We start from the raw sequence: 16,220 nt of genomic DNA, 5'->3' as shown, positions 1-16,220 counted from the left end.
TGCCGTGCCTGAAGGAGAGACGCCGGGCCGCGAGGTCCCGGTCGCGGCCACGCGGTACGCGGCCTACAGCCACGAAGCGCTGGCCGCCGAAGTCGAAGCGGGCAACGACCCCGAGGCGGCGGGCGGGATCGGCGCCGCCTGGGACGCGCTCGCGCGGCGCATGCACGACGCGACGTCCGAGCTGGCCGGGCTGGTCGGCAGCAGTGAAGAGAACTGGCGCGGCGAAGCGGGCGACGCGCTCCGTGGTGTGCTGGCCAGCGCGTCCGGCTGGTTGACCTGGTCCGCGGACATCTCGTCCGCGCTCGGGAAGGCCGTTTCCGGGCAGGCCGAAGCGGCGGCGCGGGCCCGTGCCGACATGCCGCCGCCGGTGGACTACGACCCCGGCGCGATGATCCGCGGCGCCGCGGCCGGCGGAAACCTCGCGCTCCTCGCCGCGCTCGCCGACGAGATGGAGGCCAAGCACGCGGCGGCCGAGGAGGCCCGGCGCAAAGCCGTCGACGTCATGAACACCCGAGATGCCTCCCTGCGTTCGCTGACCCCGCAGGTCTCCTTCGGGAAGCCGCCCGAGCTGGGGCGGTCTTGATCCGCGTTTCCGCGTCGGCGTTCGACGTCCTCTGGTCCGACCTGGGACACGCGGCCCCGCCTTGGCCACTGTCCGTCCGCAGTGTCGGCGCCACGGAAGCGGAGCGCGCCGAGATCCGCGGCGCGGTCTACGAAAACCTCGCCGAACGAGGCCTGTACGACGGGGACCGGCTCGACGCCGCCCTGGAAGCGCGGCTGGACCTGCTCGCGCGCGCCGAGGTCTACGTCGAATGCGAGGCGCTCGCCGACATGACCGCCGATACCCCGTTCCGCGCGGTCGCGGCCGCGCGCGGACGGCACGGTGTGCTGGCCACGCAGCCGGAACAGACCATCGCGCTGTCCGGGATCGGCGACGGCGAGGTGTTCGCCGCGATCGTCGATGTCCTGCCCGAACTGCGGCCCGGCCCCGGCTACGGGATCAGCCTCCCCGCGGCGCGTTTCGACGACGACCTGGAGGATCCGGTGTTCGGAGACGGCGGGCGATCGTCGGCTTCGGACAGTCAGCTGCGCGAGGTGCTCGCGATCCAGGCACGGCCCGTCTACAGCGCGGGCCAGTTCACCGTGCGGACCCGCGACCGCGACGGCCGGGCGCACCGGGCAGGCGGGCTGACCTGGTTCGACACCGACGTCGGCGCGTACTGCGCGGCGCGGACCGAAGGCCGTGGCGGGCAGGCGTGGGTGAACGTGTCCCCTGTGGATGGTCCCCGGCTGGCCGCGCGGCTGGCTTCGCTGCTGGACGACGACCGCTAGGTTGTGACGGGTCGAAAACCCGAGAACTGGCGCGGCGTCAGCCGTCGTGCGACGCCTGGGATGAACGGACGCCGCCGCCGGCGCCACCGCGGCTGACCTGGTCTGTGCGGCTGGTCGTGAGTTGGCGATCCGGGTTGGAACAGATCGTGTCTCAGGTACCTTCTGGCTCCTGAATGAGCTTGGCCGCGGACGGGCGTCACGCGGCTCGCCCACCGCGTACGTGCGGGTGGAGTCNCGATCTCCTTGAGGGTAGGCAAGGAGGCCTTCACTACCTCTGGGACCGCCACGCTCGCGTGTCGTCCGGTCGACCACGTGACGTCGCCGGTGCTGAGCCTGGTGAGTGGTGAGGACGGATAGAACCCCAATCGCCTCTCAGGGCCACCACACCTCGGGGCCCACGAGAGCCCAGACGGCTGTCCTTTGTCGACGCGTCATGGGATGAACCGACGTCACCCTCCACAGTGTCCTCGGCCGTCCCCACCGCGCCCCACCGGATTCCCCACTTTCACCCCCACTCCGCCCCACAGCAGGGTTCCGGCGGCCGATATCCGGACGTGTCAGGCATGGATGAGGTTGCTTCGATACCCGCCCAGGGGGATCTTGGCCACCGTCCCCCACCACGCCCCCACCTGGCCCCACCTGGCTGACCAGCGAAAACGTCTGACACGACGGAGTGGTCGCGGCTTTTGCCGCGTTGACTGTGGTGAAAAGTGGGGTACGGTGGTGCGCAGTGGGGCAGAAGGGAGCCCCGTGGCCGAGCTCGGTTGTTCGCAGCCGGGATCGGTAGGGAGGTGGGGCCGGTGTTCCTCGGCACCCACACCCCGAAACTGGATGACAAAGGGCGGCTCACGCTGCCCGCGAAGTTCCGCGACGCGCTCGCCGGTGGGCTGATGGTCACCAAGGGACAGGATCACTGTCTCTTCGTCTTCCCCCGGGCGGAGTTCGAGCAGATGGCGAGGAAGGTCGCCGACGCCCCGTTCACGAACGAGGCGGTCCGGGCCTACCAGCGTTATCTCTTCGCCGGGACGGACGAACAACGCCCGGACGGGCAAGGACGTATCGCGATCGCGTCCGAGCTCCGACGCTACGCCGGGCTGAACAAGGAGTGCGTGGTGATCGGGGCGATCACCAGGCTGGAGATCTGGGACGCCCAAGCGTGGCAGGGCTACCTGGACGAACACGAGGACAGCTACGCGAAGGCTCGAGAGGAAGTTCTGCCGGGCGTCTTCTAGACGTGGCCGAGGAAGCACCCACGCCGTCGGGGGGCGCGGGTTCATGCTTCGGACACGCCGGGAACCGTCCACACGGATGCCGTGAGGCCTCTGTCCGCTCAGTGGCCCTGGTACACCTTCCCCGGTACCAGGTCAGCAGGCGGGCGGACAGGGACCTGACGGCATCCGGCATCTTCCCCGGCACTACAGGAAGGGGGAAGACATGGCAGACGAACACGAGCACGTACCGGTGCTGCTGGACCGCATCGTCGAGCTGTTCGCGCCGGTCTTCTCCGACCGCGAGGCCGTGCTGGTCGACGCGACCGTCGGACTCGGCGGTCATTCCGACGCGCTGCTCACCGCGTTCCCCCTGCTGCGCCTGGTCGCTCTCGACCGTGACCCCAACGCGCTGGAACTCTCCGCGAAACGGCTCGCGCGGCACGGTGATCGAGTCGACTTCGTGCACGCCGTCTACGACGAGATGCCGTCCGCGCTGCAGGGCCTCGGACTGTCCAGAGTGGACGGGATCCTCTTCGACCTCGGGGTCTCCTCGATGCAGCTCGACCGTGCCGAGCGCGGTTTCGCCTACTCCAAGGATTCCCCGCTCGACATGCGGATGGACCCGACCACCGGGTTCACCGCGGCCGACGTGCTCAACACCTACGCCCCCGGCGAGCTGATCCGGATCCTCCGCGACTACGGCGAGGAACGCTTCGCCCAGCGGATCGTCAAAGCCGTTGTGGCGGAACGAGAGAAGGAACCCTTCACGCGCAGCGGGCGCCTGGTGGAACTGCTGTACGACGCGGTCCCCGCGGCGAGCAGGCGCACCGGCGGGCATCCGGCGAAACGCACGTTCCAGGCGTTGCGGATCGAGGTCAACGGCGAACTGGAGGTGCTGCGGCGGGCGATGCCGCGGGCGCTGTCCTCGCTCGCCGTCGGCGGCCGCATCGTCGTGGAGTCCTATCAGTCCCTCGAAGACCGGCTGGTCAAGCAGGCCTTCGCGGAACTGGCGAAATCCCGGACGCCGGAAGGGCTTCCGGTGGAACTGCCGGGCCACGGCCCGGAACTGAAACTGCTCACCAGAGGGGCCGAGAAGGCCGGCGAGGCGGAGACCGAACTGAACACGCGGGCCGCCTCCGTGCGGCTGCGAGCCGCCGAACGGATCGGAGACCGAGCACGATGACCGCTCCCGCGAAGTCCCGCGGCCGCCGGACACCGGCGCCCGGACGGCGTGCCCGCGCGACCGGCACGGTCGACCAGGCGCCCGGCACCGAGTCCACGACGTCCACCCGTGCCTCCCGCGGCCGCACGTCGGCGGCCGAACGCGCCTACGCCCGCCGCGCCCAGCGCGCCGACCTGCTGCAGCGAGACCAGAAGCGCAACCGTCCCGACGCCGAAGGCGGTGCGGGCAAGGAAGAGCCGAAGAAGAAGTTCACGCTGCGCTGGCCGCGTTCGCGGGCGTCGTTCGTGCTGATGATGATGGGCCTGCTGGCCGTCGGCGTGGCGTGCACGCTGTGGCTGACCACGCAGGCCATCGCCGATTCGTACCGGCTCGAACAGCTCCGCACGACCAACGCCGGGCTCGCCGAGGCGAAGGAGCGGCTGCAGCGCGAGGTCGCGAAGGCCGAGTCGCCTGCTTCGCTGGCGCCCAAGGCCAGGGAACTGGGCATGGTGCCCGGCGGCGACCCCGCGCATATCGTGGTCGGCCCGGATGGACAGTCCACTGTGGTCGGTGAGCCGAAGAAGGCCGAAGCCGAGGCGCCCGCCGCCTCGGCCGAGTCGACGGCGCCGCCGCCCGCCGAGGGAACGCAGCAGGGCACGCCGTACGAGGGCGACCAGCCCGCGGTGCCGCAGGAGAACGCGGCCCCGGCGCAGGGAGGTCAGTGATGTCACCCGGTCGCCCGGCGCAGTCCAGGGCCCGGTCGGCGGGGAGCGCGCGCAGGACGTACGCCGCCGGGACACGTCGTGCCACCGCCCGCCGGGGCAACGGGGGAAACCGGAGCCGGTTCACCGGCGTCCGGATCCTGCTGATCGTCGTGATGGTGCTCGCCGGCCTCAAACTGGTGCAGGTGCAGTGGTTCGAGGCCGGCGCGCTCTCCGAGGCGGCGGAACGGCAGCGGACGTCGGTGATCGAAAGTCCCGCCCAGCGTGGGTCCATCCTGGACCGGAACGGCACGAAGATCGCGTTCAGCGTCGAGGTGCGGACACTCGCCGTGAGCCTGAACTGGCTTCACAAGACGATGGACGACTTCGCCGCGAAAAACCCCACCAAGGGCAAGAACTTCGAGTCCGAGGTGGCGGGCGCGGCGAAGCTGATCGCGGCCAAGCTGCCCGGGGTGATCACCGAGAAGGAACTGCTGGACAAGTTCCACAAGCCGGACGGGTTCACGTACCTGGTCCACGACATCGAACCTTCGGTCGCCGAGGCGATCGTCAAGGAGTACCCGTGGATCAGCGTCGAGAAGCGCTCGAAGCGGGAGTATCCCGGTGACTCGATCGGTGCGAACATCGTCGGCTACGCGAACTGGCGCACCGACGACAAGGACGTCTCCAAGCACAACCTGCACGGTGGTTACGGTCTCGAAGCCTCGCGGGACAACGACCTCGCCGGGACGCCGGGCCGCAAGATCGTCAACACCCGTAACGGCAACGACAACCTTGTCATCCCCGGCACCGAGCGGGACATCCAGAACGCCGTTCCCGGTTCGGACCTGCAGCTCACGATCGACACCGACCTGCAGTACGAACTGCAGCGGCAGCTGAGCGAGTACGTCGTCAAGTCGAAGGCCAAGGGCGGCCAGGCGGTCATCCTGGACTCCAAGACCGGCGAGGTCTACGCGCTGGCCAACGACAAGACCGTCAACCTCAACGACCCGGCTTCGCGCAGCGAGACGGAGAACCTGAACAACCGCGCGGTGACCACGCCGTTCGAACCCGGTTCGGTGAACAAGATCGTCACCGCCGCGGGCGCGATCGACGCGGGTATCACGACGCCGGAGGCGTCTCTGCCGGTGCCGGGTTCACTGCAGGTCGCGGACAAGGTCGTCAAGGACGCCTGGCATCACGGCACGCAGCAGTTCACCACCACCGGAATCTTCGCGAAGTCGTCGAACGTCGGCACCCTGTTGCTGGCGCAGAAGCTCGGCGAGGACCGGTACGCGGACCTGCTCAAGAAGTTCGGTCTCGGCCAGCGCACGGGTCTCGGCCTCCCCGGCGAGAGCCCGGGCGTCGTGCCGCCGCGCAACCAGTGGTCGGCCACGACCTTCGGAAACCTGCCGATCGGGCAGGGGCTTTCGATGACCGTCGTGCAGATGGCCGGGATGTACCAGGCCATCGCGAACGACGGGCTGCGCGTGGAACCGCGGGTGGTCAAGGCGAAGGTCAATCCGGACGGGACCGTCGTTCCCGAGCCGGCGCCGAAGACCGTCCAGGTCATCAGCCCGCAGGCGGCGAAGACCGTCCGCGAGATGATGCGCGCCGTGACGCAGCGGGGCCGCGGGCAGCAGAGCGGCACCGGGCCGAAGGCGGCGCTGGAGGGGTACCAGATCTCGGGGAAGACGGGCACCGGCCAGCAGGTCGACCCGAAGACGAAGACGTACAGCGACCACCTGTACAACATCACCTTCGCCGGGATCCTGCCCGCCGACAACCCGCGCTTCGTGGTCGGCATCCGGCTCGACGCCCCGGACGCCACCCTGCAGCAAGGGCTCTCGGCCGCGCCGCTGTTCCACTCGGTGGCCGCGTATCTGGCGCAGCGGTTCCAAATCCCGCTTTCGGACGGCCCGTCACCCCAGGTGCCGCTGGTGCTCTCCTGATGCCGGTGAAGGACGCTTTCCCCGCATGACATGCGAGGAACGCGTCCTTCACCGCGTAAGACGCGGGGAAAGGGCCCTTCGGCCCCCGGCCGCGCTCGCTGTCCTCAAGCGACAGTCGGAAGCCCTTGCGTGCCAAGGAGAGCTCGCGAAACCCAATACCACGCGAGTGATCGTCGCGTGCACACACCGCACCGCTTCAGTCACCCGAATGCCGCGCCGGTAACCTCCTTGGCTGTGTCGGTGCCTACTTCAGATCCCCGCAGCGGTCCCGCCGTCGAAAGCGGGTCCGGCGCGACGGCTGCCCAGGTCCCGGACAGTCCGGTCAAGGCCGTCGCCGCACCCCCTCGCCCGGCCAGGATCGAGCCGATGCCGCTGGGCACGCTGCTCGCCAGGGCGGGCGCGCGGCTCGTGGTCGGCGGCGACGACTACCCGGCCGCGGCCGAGCTGACGGTCACGGGCAGCACGCTGCGCGCGCAGCACGTCCTCCCCGGTGACCTCTTCGCCGCGCTTCCCGGCGCCCGCGCCCACGGTGCGGACTTCAGCGACCAGGCCATCGCCGCCGGCGCGGCCGCCGTGCTCACCGACGAGGCCGGTGCCGAGCGCCCGGTGCTCCGCGACGCCGGCGTGCCGATCCTGGTGCACCCGGACCCGCGCGCCGCCCTCGGCGAGATCGCCGCCTGGATCTACGGCGAGCCGTCGCTGGAACTGTCCGTCCTCGGCATCACCGGGACGTCGGGCAAGACCACGACGTCGTACCTGGTCGACGCCGGGCTCAAGGCGGCCGGGCTCACCACCGGGCTGATCGGCACGGTCGAGACCCGGATCGCGGGGGAGCGGCTGGCCAGCGGGTTCACCACCCCCGAGGCGCCGGATCTGCAGGCCCTCCTCGCCGTGATGGTGGAACGCGGGGTCACGCACGTCCCCATGGAGGTCTCCAGCCACGCTCTGTCGCTCGGCCGGGTCAACGGCACGCGTTTCGCGGTCGGCGCCTTCACCAATCTCTCCCAGGACCACCTGGACTTCCACAAGGACATGGAGGAGTACTTCGCCGCCAAGTCGCTGCTGTTCGACGGCCGTTCCACCGCCGAGGTGGTCGTCGCCGACAGCGCCTGGGGCCAGGCACTCCTCACCCCGCACACGGTGACCGTGTCCACCGAACCGGGCACGGACGCGCTGTGGCGCGCCACCGACCTGACCCCCACCCCGGCGGGGGAGCAGACCTTCACCCTCCACGGTCCCGAAGGCCTCACCGCCTCGGCGAAGATCCCGCTGCCGGGTGGGTTCAACGTGGCGAACGCCGTGCTCGCTGCCGCGATCCTGAACACCGCCGGTGTCCCGCTCGACGCCATCGTCGCCGGGCTCGCCTCGGTCGAGGTGCCGGGCCGGATGGAGCGGGTCTACCTCGGCCAGCCGTTCACGGCCGTCGTCGACTACGCGCACAAGCCCGCCGCGGTCGCGCAGGGGCTCGACGCGCTGCGCGCCCGCACCGAGGGCCGGATCATCACCGTCCTCGGCTGCGGCGGGGACCGCGACACCGCCAAGCGCCCGGTGATGGGCGAGGCGGCGGTCCGGCGCAGCGAGATCCTGATCGTGACCGACGACAACCCTCGTTCGGAGAACCCGGCCGCGATCCGGGCGGCGATGCTGGCCGGTGCCCGCAACGCCGGTCCGGCTTTGGGCGGCGAGATCCTCGAGATCGCCGACCGCCGGGAAGCCATCGTCCGCGCGGTCGAACTCGCCCAGCCCGGCGACATCGTGCTCATCGCGGGCAAGGGCCACGAGACCGGCCAGGAGGTCCAGGGTGTCGTGCACCCGTTCTCCGACCGGGAAGAGCTGGCCTCCGCCATCCGCAGACGTCTGGAGACAGAGTGATCGTGCTCAGCCTGGCCGAGATCGCCGCCATCGTCGGCGGCAGGCTGCATCGGACCGACGGGACCGCCGAGGTCACCGGAAGCGTCGAATTCGACACCCGTGAGATCACGCCCGGAGGCCTGTTCATCGCGCTGCCCGGGGCGAAGGTCGACGGCCACGACTTCGCCGCGCGGGCCGTCGAGTCCGGCGCCGTCGCGGTGCTCGCTGCCCGTAAGGTCGACGCCCCGGCCGTGATCGTGCCGCCGCTGGACGGCGGTGTGGCCCACGAGCGGGCCTTCGCGCTGGTCTCGGACAAGGACGGGGCGGGTGCCGCGGTGCTGGCCGCGCTCGCCAAGCTCGCCCGGTACGTGATCCAGAAGCTCGCCGGCGACCACCTGACCGTCGTCGGGGTCACCGGTTCGGCGGGCAAGACCTCCACCAAGGACATCATCGCCCAGCTGCTGGAGCCGCTCGGCCCGACGGTGGCACCGCCGGGATCGTTCAACAACGAACTGGGCCACCCCTGGACGGCGCTGAGGGCCGACGGCACGACGCGGCAGCTCGTCCTGGAGCTCTCCGCCCGCGGTCCCGGCCACATCGCCGAACTGGCTGCCATCGCGCCGCCGCGGATCGGCGTCGTGCTCAACGTCGGCACCGCCCACGTCGGCGAGTTCGGCTCCCGTGAGGGCATCGCCAAGGGCAAGGGTGAGCTCGTCGAGGCGCTGCCGAGCGCGGAGGACGGCGGTGTCGCGGTCCTGAACCTCGACGACCCGTACGTCGCCGCGATGGCGAGCCGGACGAAGGCGCGCGTGGTGTTCGTCGGTGAGAGCGAGTCCGCGCAGGTCCGCGCTGCCGACATCACCCTCGACGGCGAAGCGCGCGCGTCGTTCCGGCTGGTCACTCCGGACGGCGAGGCGCCGGTGAAGCTGTCGCTCTACGGCGAGCACCACGTCGGGAACGCGCTCAGCGCGGCCGCCGTGGCACTGGAAATGGGCTCGACGGTCGAGGAGGTCGCGGCTCGCCTGTCGAACCTCGAACGGCGCTCGGAGCGCCGGATGGAGGTCACCACCCGGGCCGACGGCGTGACGGTGCTCAACGACTCGTTCAACGCCAGCCCCGAGTCGATGCGGGCCGCTCTCAAGGCGCTCGCGTCGATGAGCGCGAACCGCCGCTCCTGGGCCGTGCTCGGCGTGATGGGCGACCTCGGCGAGAACTCGGTCGAGGCCCACGACGGCATCGGCAGGCTCGTCGTCCGGCTCAACATCGACAAGCTCGTCGTCATCGGCCAGGCGGCCGCGGCGACCCATCAGGGCGCGCAGCAGGAGGGTTCCTGGGGCGAGGAGTCGGTACTGGTACCCGACGTCGAGGCCGCCATCGCCCTGCTGCATGATCAGCTCCGCGCGGGGGACGTGGTGCTGGTGAAGGCTTCCAAAGCCGCCGCGCTGTGGCGGGTGGCCGATGCCGTGCTCGCCTCCCCTGTAGTAGCCCCTTCCTCCTCTCAAGAACGCTCGAACGGTGGTGACGCGTGATCAGCATCCTGATCGCGGCCGCGGCGGGCCTGCTGGTCTCCATCCTCCTCACTCCCTATCTGATCCGGGTGTTCTCCCGGCAGGGCTTCGGCCAGGAGATCCGGGAGGAAGGACCGCAGGGACACAAATCCAAACGCGGTACCCCGACGATGGGTGGTGTCGCGATCATCGTCGCGATGGTCGTCGGGTATTTCGTGGCGCATCTGATCAGCGCGCTCAGCGGCGGCAACGGCACCGGCGGCCCGTCCGCCTCGGGGCTGCTGGTCCTCCTGCTGGCCGTCGGCCTCGGGCTCGTCGGCTTCCTCGACGACTTCATCAAGATCCGCAAGCAGCGCAACCTCGGCCTGAACAAGACCGCGAAACTGGTCGGCCAGCTCGTGGTCACGATCGCCTTCGCGATCCTGGCGCTGCAGTTCGCCGACGAACGCGGGCTCACCCCGGCGTCGGAGAGCCTGTCCTACGTGCGGGACCTCGCGCTGATCACCTTCCCGTCGGTGTTCTTCGTGATCTTCTGCTACATCGTCATCTCGGGCTGGTCGAACGCGGTGAACTTCACCGACGGCCTCGACGGTCTCGCCGGCGGCACCGCGGCGATGGTCCTGGCGACCTACGTCGTCATCGCCTTCTGGCAGACCCGTCTCTCGTGCGCGGTCACCCCGCAGGCCGCCTGCTACGACGTCCGTGATCCGCTGGACCTGGCCGTGGTGGCCGCCGCGGCGACCGGTGCCTGCGTCGGCTTCCTGTGGTGGAACGCCGCCCCGGCGAAGATCTTCATGGGCGACACCGGTTCACTGGCCCTCGGTGGCCTCGTCGCCGGCCTGTCGATGACCACTCGCACCGAACTGCTCGCCATCGTCATCGGCGGTCTGTTCATGGTCGAGATGATCTCGGTGGTCGCGCAGATCGCCGTGTTCCGCACGACCCGGCGTCGGCTGTTCCGGATGGCGCCGTTCCATCACCACTTCGAGCTCGCGGGCTGGGCCGAAACCACCGTCATCATCCGGTTCTGGCTGCTGTCGGCCATCTGCTGCATGTTCGGTCTCGGCCTGTTCTATAGCGAGCAGCTGGGTCTCGGGGGTTAGCAAGTGGAACTGGCCGGGCGTCACGTCCTCGTCGCCGGAGCCGGGGTCACCGGCAAGTCCATCGTCCCCGTCCTGGCGGACCTGGGCGCACGGATCACCGTCACCGACGGCAACGCCGAACGGCTGGCGGAGCTCGAAGGGCTCGGCGCGGAACTGGTGCCGGGCCTGACGGAGCCGCCCGAAGATGTCGAGCTGGTCGTGACCAGCCCCGGCTGGAAGCCGACATCGCCGCTGTTGGTGGCGGCGGACGAGGCGGGGATCGAGGTGATCGGCGACGTCGAGCTGGCGTGGCGCGTCGGGCAGCTGCGCGACAGGCCGCCGGTGTGGCTCGCGATCACCGGGACCAACGGCAAGACCACCACGGTCGGGATGCTGGAGTCGATCCTGCGTTCCGCCGGGGTCGACGCCGTGGCCTGCGGGAACGTCGGTTTCGCGGTACTCGACGCGGTGCGGGCCGGGCACGAGGTGCTCGCCGTGGAACTGTCGAGCTTCCAGCTGCACTGGTCGTCGACGCTGGCGCCGCTCGCCTCGGTGGTGCTGAACCTGGCCGAGGATCATCTCGACTGGCACGGCTCGATGGAGGAATACGCGGCCGCGAAGGGACGGGTCCACACCCATTCCCGGACCGTGGTGCACAACCTTCACGAGCCGTGGTCCGCCCGGCTCGCCGACGAGCACGCGCCCGCGGATGCCCGCCGCGTCGCCTTCGGCATGGACACCCCGCGCCCCGGTGAACTCGGGATCGTGGAAGACCTGCTGGTCGACCGCGCCTTCGTCGCCGACCCGGCGACCAGCGCCGACGAGCTCGGCACCCTGGCCGACGTGCGTCCCGCCGGCCCGCACAACGTCTCGAACGCGCTCGCCGCGGCGGCGCTGGCCCGCGCGTACGGCGTCACCGGCGAGGACGTCGCCAAGGGCCTGCGCGAGTATCGGCCGGCCCCGCATCGCGCCGAGGAGATCGGCGAGATCGACGGCGTCCGGTACATCAACGACTCCAAGGCGACCAACCCGCACGCGGCGAGCGGTTCGCTGCGCGCCCATCTGAACGTCGTCTGGATCGCCGGTGGCCAGCTCAAGGGCGCTTCCGTGGACGAACTCGTCGGCTCGATCGCCGGGCGGCTGCGCGGCGTCGTGCTGTTCGGCGTCGATTCACCCGTGATCGCCGCCGCTGTCGCGCGACACGCGCCGGATGTCCCGGTGAACAGCCTCCCTTCGGGTGACGATGACACCATGACTGCGGCGGTGAAGGCGGCCCGAGCCCTGGCGCGCCCTGGAGATGTGGTGCTGCTGGCCCCCGCCGCGGCGTCGTTGGACATGTACCGCTCCTACGGCGAGCGCGGTGACGCGTTCGCGCGTGCGGTCCGTGTCCTGCGCGACGGTGCGGGGGAGACCAGTGACGGCGGTTGAGGAGAGAAAGCGCGAGACCGCGCCGCGCAAGCGCAGGCAACGCAAGGAAAGCCCGTTCGTCGCCTTCCGCACCGCGCTGACGGCCTGGCTTTCGCGGCCGCTCGCCTCGTTCCACCTGGTCCTGGCGCTCACCGGCGTGCTGACCGTGATCGGCATCGTGATGGTGCTGTCCGCCTCGTCGGTCGCTTCGTACAACCCCAAGACCGGCACCGGCGTGTACGCCCAGTTCAGCAAGCACCTCATGTTCGTCGCGATCGGCGCCGTGGTGTTCTGGATCGGACTGCGGGTGCCGCTGGAACGCGTCCGGCGGCTGTCGGCGACGGCGACCGTGGTGTGCCTCGGACTGCTCGTGCTCGTGCTGACGCCGCTCGGATCCGAGGTCAACGGCTCGCAGGGCTGGTTCCGCCTCGGGGGGTTCGCCTTCCAACCGGTCGAGGCGGCGAAGGTCGCGCTGGCCTTCTGGGGCGCGCACATCCTGGTGATCAAGTACAACATCATCAACCAGTGGCGGCATCTGCTTGTCCCGGTCGTGCCGATCGCGCTGCTGATGTTCGCGCTGGTCATGATGCAGCCCGACCTCGGCGGCACGATCACCCTCGCGGTCGTGCTGATGGCCCTGCTGTGGTTCGCGGGCGCGCCGAAACGACTGTTCGGGGTCATCCTCGCGGGTGGCCTCGCCGGGATCCTGGTGCTGGCGATCATCGCCCCGTACCGGCTGGCGCGGGTCATGTCGTTCGTCTCCGGCGACCCGGACACCAGCGCGGACGGTTTCCAGGCCAACCAGGCGAAACTCGCGCTCGCCGACGGCGGGATGTTCGGCAAGGGCCTCGGCCAGGGCCAGTCCAACTGGGGCTACCTGCCCAACGTGCAGAACGACTTCATCTTCGCCCTGATCGGCGAGGAACTCGGCTTCATCGGCTGCGTGGTGGTGCTCGGGCTGTTCGCCGGGGTCGCCGTCGTGGGCCTGCGGATCGCCACCCGCAACCTCGATCCGTGGATCCGCATCGTGTCCGGCACGCTGACCGTCTTCCTGGTCGCGCAGGCGGGAATCAACATCGGCTACGTGGTCGGCCTGCTGCCGGTCACCGGGGTCACGCTGCCGTTGATCTCCTACGGCGGTACGTCGCTGGTGATCACCATGCTCATCATGGGGATCCTCGCCAACGCCGCCCGGCACGAACCGGAGGCGGTGGCCGCACTGCGCTCCCAGGGGCCGGGTAAATTCGGACGCCTGCTGAGGCTTCCCGCGCCCGAGCCGTACCGCCCGCCCGCCAAGCGCAAGGGCACCGCGGCCAGGGGAGGCGCCGCCAAGGCGGCGAGGCCCGCGCCGAGGACGGCGAGGCCTTCGCCCGCACAGGAGCGGCGCCGGTCGGTACGGGAACCCGGCAGAAGGACGGCCGCGCGAACGGCGGCGAACCGCGGTACCGCGAAACGGGGTACCGCAAACCGGAGAGGTCATAGGTGAACAACCCCGTCAGAGGTGGTGCCGCAGGCGAGGTCGCCGGCAAGGCACCGGTGGTCGTGGTCGCCGGCGGTGGTACCGCAGGGCATATCGAACCGGCACTCGCCCTCGCCGACGCGGTGATGCGCCTGCGTCCCGACGCGAAGGTGATCGCGCTCGGGACCGAGCGCGGGCTGGAGAACAAGCTCGTCCCGGCGCGGGGCTACCCGCTGGAGCTGATCCCGCCGGTGCCGATGCCGCGCAAACCGACACCCGAACTGCTGAAGATGCCGCTGAAGGTCCGCGACGCGGTCAAGCGCACCCGTGAGGTCCTGGACCGGGTCGGCGCGGACGTCGTCGTCGGCTTCGGCGGTTACGTCGCGCTCCCGGCGTACCTCGCCGCGCGCGGCCGCACGCCGATCGTGGTGCACGAGGCCAACGAGAAGCCGGGACTGGCGAACAAGGTCGGCGCGCGGTTCGCCGTCCGCGTCGCCGTCGCCGTCCCGGGGACGCCGCTGGCGAAGGCCGAGGTCATCGGCATCCCGCTGCGGCGCTCCATCACCTCGCTCGACAGGGCCGCGCTGCGCGCCGAAGCCCGTGAGCACTTCGGGCTCGACCCCGACGCCCCGACCCTGCTGGTCTTCGGCGGCTCGCAGGGGGCGGTGTCGATCAACGGCGCGGTCTCCGGCGCGGCCAAGGAGTTCGCGGACGCCGGCGTCGGCGTGCTGCACGCCCACGGGCCGAAGAACACGCTGGTCGTCCAGGAGTTCCCCGGAAGGCCCGCGTACGTCCCGGTGCCCTATCTGGAGCGCATGGACCTGGCCTACGCCGCCGCCGACGCGGTGCTGTGCCGCTCCGGCGCGATGACCGTGGCCGAGGTGTCCGCCGTCGGCCTGCCCGCGGTGTTCGTCCCGTTGCCTTACGGCAACGGCGAACAGGCGGTCAACGCCCGGCCCGCGGTCGAAGCGGGTGCCGGGCTGATGGTCGACGACGCCGACCTCACCCCCGCCAAGGTCGCGGAGCTGGTGATCCCGCTGGTGTCCGACGCCGACAGGGTCGCGAAGATGAGTGCGGCCGCGGTCGGCCTCGGCCACCGCGAGGCCGACGAGACCCTTGCCAAGATCGTGCTGGAGGCCGCAGGTGCCTGACAATCTCCCCGACACGCTCAGGCGTGCCCACCTGGTCGGGATCGGCGGCGCCGGGATGAGCGGCATCGCGCGGATCCTGCTGGCCCGCGGTGCCCAGGTATCCGGATCCGACGCCAAGGAGTCGCGCGCGTTCCTTTCGCTGCGTGCCCAGGGCGCCGAGATCGCCGTCGGCCAGCGCGCCGAGAACCTCGACGCGTTCCCCGAAGGCCCGTCCTCGGTGATCGTGTCGACCGCGATCAAGGACGACAACCCGGAACTCGTGGCCGCGCGGGAACGCGGGATCACCGTGCTGCACCGTGCCGAGGCGCTGGCCGGGCTGATGGAGGGGCACCGTGTCGCCTGCATCGCCGGGACGCACGGCAAGACGTCGACGACGTCGATGCTGACCGTCGCGCTGCAGCAGTGCCGCCTCGACCCGTCGTTCGCCATCGGCGGCGACCTGAACGAGTCGGGTGCCAACGCGCACCACGGCGAGGGCGGGATCTTCGTCGCCGAGGCCGACGAGAGCGACGGGTCGTTCCTGGCCTACTCGCCGTCGGTCGCCGTGGTGACCAACGTCGAGCCGGACCACCTGGACCACCACGGCACGGCCGAGGCGTACGTCTCGGTGTTCACCGACTTCCTCGGCCGGATCGTGCCGGGCGGGCTGCTCATCGTCTGCGGTGACGACGAGGGCGCCGAGAAGCTGGGCGCGCGGGCCTCGGAGCAGGGCATCCGCGTTCGTCGCTACGGACGTTCGGTCACCGGCGCCGAGGACGCCAAGGTGCTGGACTACGTGCCTGCCCCCGACGGCGGCGTCGTCCGGATCTCCTTGCGGGGCGAGGAAATCGTCCTGCGGGTCGCGGTGCCGGGCGAGCACATGGCGCTGAACGCGATCGCCGCGCTACTGGCCGGGATCGAGCTCGGCGCGCCGGTCGAAGGCCTCGCCGAAGGGCTCGCCGCGTTCGGCGGCGTCCGGCGGCGGTTCGAGTTCAAGGGCCGCTCGGGCGACGTCCGCGTGTACGACGACTACGCGCACCACCCGACCGAGGTCGACGCGCAGCTGCGCGCGGTGCGGACCGCCGCGGGCCCGGGCCGGGTCGTCGTGGTCTTCCAGCCGCATCTGTACTCGCGCACGAAGACGTTCTCGAAGGAGTTCGCGGCCGCGCTGTCGCTGGCCGACGAGGTCGTCGTGCTGGACGTCTTCGGGGCGCGCGAGAAGCCGGAGCCCGGCGTGAGCGGTGCGCTCATCGCCGACCAGATCTCCGGTGTCCCCGTGCACTACCAGCCCGCGTTCGACGTCGCGGCGAAGCTCGCGGCGGATCTGGTCAAACCCGGCGACCTGCTGGTGACCATGGGCGCCGGCGACGTCACGCAGCTCGGCCCGGAGATCCTGGCCGAACTGGACCGGCGGGCGGGCTAGCC

At 70.6% G+C, this 16,220-nt stretch carries 13 protein-coding genes; all 13 read left to right on the top strand.

Translation table 11 applies throughout. From position 1 onward, the window contains the following. Nucleotides 1-4: 4 nt before the first annotated feature. The 13 genes from LCL61_RS36395 to murC all read left to right on the top strand — a co-directional run bounded on the left by LCL61_RS36395 (nucleotide 5) and on the right by murC (nucleotide 16,218). A complete protein-coding gene (locus LCL61_RS36395; protein WP_340683934.1) occupies nucleotides 5-583 on the top strand; it encodes a PPE domain-containing protein in 579 nt (192 codons plus the stop codon). Then, entirely contained in the window at nucleotides 580-1,332 is a 753-nt protein-coding gene (locus LCL61_RS36390) for an ESX secretion-associated protein EspG (protein ID WP_340683933.1), read from the top strand. The genes LCL61_RS36395 and LCL61_RS36390 overlap by 4 nt, the downstream gene beginning before the upstream one ends. A gap of 800 nt (nucleotides 1,333-2,132) precedes the next feature. Continuing rightward, a complete protein-coding gene (gene mraZ, locus LCL61_RS36385) occupies nucleotides 2,133-2,564 on the top strand; it encodes a division/cell wall cluster transcriptional repressor MraZ (RefSeq protein ID WP_005156436.1) in 432 nt (143 codons plus the stop codon). 202 nt (nucleotides 2,565-2,766) lie between these two features. After that, nucleotides 2,767-3,726: a 16S rRNA (cytosine(1402)-N(4))-methyltransferase RsmH gene (rsmH, locus tag LCL61_RS36380; protein WP_034312074.1), complete on the top strand. Its 960-nt coding sequence runs from the start codon at nucleotides 2,767-2,769 to the stop codon at nucleotides 3,724-3,726. Further along, a complete protein-coding gene (locus LCL61_RS36375; protein WP_340683932.1) occupies nucleotides 3,723-4,430 on the top strand; it encodes a hypothetical protein in 708 nt (235 codons plus the stop codon). The genes rsmH and LCL61_RS36375 overlap by 4 nt, the downstream gene beginning before the upstream one ends. Continuing rightward, the gene (locus LCL61_RS36370; protein ID WP_340683931.1) at nucleotides 4,430-6,358 is read left to right on the top strand and encodes a penicillin-binding protein 2; all 1,929 of its coding nucleotides are present in this window, start codon (nucleotides 4,430-4,432) and stop codon (nucleotides 6,356-6,358) included. The genes LCL61_RS36375 and LCL61_RS36370 overlap by 1 nt, the downstream gene beginning before the upstream one ends. 366 nt (nucleotides 6,359-6,724) lie before the next feature. Then, the gene (locus LCL61_RS36365) at nucleotides 6,725-8,230 is read left to right on the top strand and encodes a UDP-N-acetylmuramoyl-L-alanyl-D-glutamate--2,6-diaminopimelate ligase (RefSeq protein WP_340688763.1); all 1,506 of its coding nucleotides are present in this window, start codon (nucleotides 6,725-6,727) and stop codon (nucleotides 8,228-8,230) included. Continuing rightward, nucleotides 8,227-9,738, top strand: a complete 1,512-nt coding sequence (locus LCL61_RS36360) for a UDP-N-acetylmuramoyl-tripeptide--D-alanyl-D-alanine ligase (RefSeq protein WP_340683930.1) — start codon at nucleotides 8,227-8,229, stop codon at nucleotides 9,736-9,738. Before LCL61_RS36365 ends, LCL61_RS36360 begins: the two co-directional genes overlap by 4 nt. Beyond that, nucleotides 9,735-10,820 (top strand): phospho-N-acetylmuramoyl-pentapeptide-transferase, encoded by a 1,086-nt coding sequence (gene mraY / locus LCL61_RS36355; RefSeq protein ID WP_016332673.1) that lies wholly within the window; start codon nucleotides 9,735-9,737, stop codon nucleotides 10,818-10,820. The genes LCL61_RS36360 and mraY overlap by 4 nt, the downstream gene beginning before the upstream one ends. A 3-nt stretch (nucleotides 10,821-10,823) precedes the next feature. After that, a complete protein-coding gene (gene murD, locus LCL61_RS36350) occupies nucleotides 10,824-12,227 on the top strand; it encodes a UDP-N-acetylmuramoyl-L-alanine--D-glutamate ligase (protein WP_340683929.1) in 1,404 nt (467 codons plus the stop codon). Continuing rightward, nucleotides 12,214-13,692, top strand: coding sequence for a putative lipid II flippase FtsW (gene ftsW / locus LCL61_RS36345; protein ID WP_340683928.1), 1,479 nt, complete (start codon nucleotides 12,214-12,216; stop codon nucleotides 13,690-13,692). Before murD ends, ftsW begins: the two co-directional genes overlap by 14 nt. Beyond that, complete coding sequence (murG, locus tag LCL61_RS36340; RefSeq protein WP_340683927.1) at nucleotides 13,689-14,816, top strand: undecaprenyldiphospho-muramoylpentapeptide beta-N-acetylglucosaminyltransferase; 1,128 nt, start codon at nucleotides 13,689-13,691, stop codon at nucleotides 14,814-14,816. The genes ftsW and murG overlap by 4 nt, the downstream gene beginning before the upstream one ends. After that, nucleotides 14,809-16,218, top strand: a complete 1,410-nt coding sequence (murC, locus tag LCL61_RS36335) for a UDP-N-acetylmuramate--L-alanine ligase (protein ID WP_340683926.1) — start codon at nucleotides 14,809-14,811, stop codon at nucleotides 16,216-16,218. Before murG ends, murC begins: the two co-directional genes overlap by 8 nt. The last annotated feature ends 2 nt before the right edge of the window (nucleotides 16,219-16,220 follow it).

It is taken from the genome of Amycolatopsis coloradensis (assembly GCF_037997115.1).
In the GTDB taxonomy this organism is placed as follows: domain Bacteria; phylum Actinomycetota; class Actinomycetes; order Mycobacteriales; family Pseudonocardiaceae; genus Amycolatopsis; species Amycolatopsis coloradensis_A.
Note: the sequence above shows the minus strand (reverse complement) of the source record. Positions and strands in the feature narration are given on the sequence as shown.

Bases quoted from the DNA above. Each gene is read 5' to 3' on its own strand.
- LCL61_RS36365 (WP_340688763.1), top strand. From the start codon at position 6,725: ATGCCGCTGGGCACGCTGCTCGCCAGGGCGGGCGCGCGGCTCGTGGTC.
- rsmH (WP_034312074.1), top strand. From the start codon at position 2,767: ATGGCAGACGAACACGAGCACGTACCGGTGCTGCTGGACCGCATCGTC.
- LCL61_RS36370 (WP_340683931.1), top strand. From the start codon at position 4,430: ATGTCACCCGGTCGCCCGGCGCAGTCCAGGGCCCGGTCGGCGGGGAGC.
- LCL61_RS36375 (WP_340683932.1), top strand. From the start codon at position 3,723: ATGACCGCTCCCGCGAAGTCCCGCGGCCGCCGGACACCGGCGCCCGGA.